Source organism: Microvirga sp. HBU67558, assembly GCF_018069605.1.
Lineage (GTDB): Bacteria > Pseudomonadota > Alphaproteobacteria > Rhizobiales > Beijerinckiaceae > Microvirga > Microvirga terrae.
In genome coordinates this window covers 1-1,884 of sequence record NZ_JAGPUP010000344.1, presented here as the reverse complement: position 1 = coordinate 1,884, position 1,884 = coordinate 1, and the positions used below count along the sequence as shown (strand labels likewise).

1 protein-coding gene is annotated in these 1,884 nt (G+C 56.3%); it reads left to right on the top strand.

Annotated elements, in window-relative coordinates:
- Positions 1-259 precede the first annotated feature (259 nt).
- The coding region (locus tag KBI52_RS01695; protein ID WP_210804901.1) for an HrpF/NolX family T3SS translocon protein at positions 260-1,884 on the top strand (1,625 nt) is incomplete at its 3' end.

The window sequence follows — 1,884 nt, the reverse complement described above, 5'->3', positions numbered from 1 at the left end:
CGCGGCCGCATCCTGAATCGATTCTTTGGAGTTAGTCAGGTTGTCGAAAGCTGAACCGGTCATGATGAGATTCGGGACGCAGCGATCGTCGGCCAGGTGGGCTGGAAAGAGAATGTGGTGCGATCAACAAGCAGTGCACTCAGAGCACGGTTGTGGAGGCGGAGTTGGTAACCCGGCGAATGCTCATCACCATTATCGCTGGTGACTACATCTCGTGACGCCCTTGTCGCGGATGCAACTTCACGTCTGAGGGGCCACAATGCCAGTCAGTAACGCCAACATCCTTTTCTCGCAGTCCGCTCAGACAAGGTCAGAGCCGGTATCGGCTTTCGACGAGACTCAGCAAAGCGCATCTCGGTTTGAGGCGATGCTGATCATGTCCCTGCTAGAGGACAAGACCTGTCCGTCGGAACTCCGTGACCCGCTGGCGCGGGAATCCGCTTCGACGGCGGGAGCATTGTTCCGGGAGCATTCGGAATCCGTGTCAGATGCCGAGTCGTCGTTGGAGTACTTGGCCCAGCACCCATTGGACCTGCTGCCGCAAAATATGAGGGTAGCTATTGAGTCGATGGATCGGGGGCCGGAGCCCTCTGAGATCGCCAACCCTTCTGTTGCACAGGCGCCCGTTAAAAGCGAGAGAATCACGTGGAATAGCGGCTCACTGACCCAGGCCGAGTTGGAGATTGTAGCAGTGCTGAACCGCCACAAGGACCAAGCTCCACTCAGTTGGGATTCATTGGCGGATAAAGCCAACGATCCCTCTACGCCCCCGGATTTGAAAGCGGCGATCAAGGGATTGCAGCAGGATCCAGAGCTGTTTTATGCGATCGGCTCGCAGGGCGATGGCCGCTGCGGTGGCAAGATCACGGCGAAGGACTTGTCCGGATTCTCCCGCCATCACTCCCAAGTTGCCGAATTTCAGGATAAGCAGGCACAAAGCTACGTTCAGAACTACATTCCATCCGACAGCACGGGTGATCCGCAGCCGTCCGCCATGACTCGGAGCGACGCATTACGCGAGCTTTACCGATACTCTGAAAACCTGCCCGAAAACCTGAGTCTGGCTGAATTCAAGCAGATCGTCGAGGGTGAATCAAAATCTGGCAAATGTCCACCCCAGGTCATTGCGGCGGCTCAGTACTTCGTCAGCCACTCGGATGAATGGAAGCAGTTATATGGTGGTGGAATAGACAAGGTGCACAAAGAGGACTTTCTTCAAGTCGCTTCTTCGTCGATGAGTCTCACGCGTACCGAGCTTGAGACGTTAGAAACAATTAAGAGCAATCAGGACGCCTTCTTTGGAAGCGGTGACCTGACGCGTGACAAGCTCGCGAGGATGGCGGAGGACAAAAGCCTCGACCCGAAAGTGCAGGAGGCGGCCTCTCAGTTGCTCTCTGATCCTCTGCTGTTCAGTCAGCTTAACAATGCGATCACAGGCTATGAGACCAATAATTCATTCTTCGACTTCGGCGGTGGCCACACGGTCGACTCCGGTGACATCAGCAATGAAGACTTTGCTCAGTTCTACCAAAGCATGTCGCTGGCGAACCGCACGGTCCAGCAGTCAAAGACCCATGTGCCCGAAACCGCTGCGGAACAAAACGCGGTTTCGGATATGCTGGCGGGCCGGACGGACCAGCCTGACACCAAGTCACCGAAGAAAAACGGTGGGGCTTTTATTCACGCCGTCGGGGACGCGCTCAAGATAGTGTCGCCAGTGCTCGATTGGGCGGCGACGGCGGTGGGTTTGTTGAGCTTCGTTCCAGTGCTTGGCCAAGTGGCCGATGCCGTCTCAATGGCGCTTGCGTGTGAGGCGCAGGCAGCAAATCTTCTCCGCACTGCCATCACCGGAGGCAATATGAAGCTTGCGCTGGAAGAAGCTGG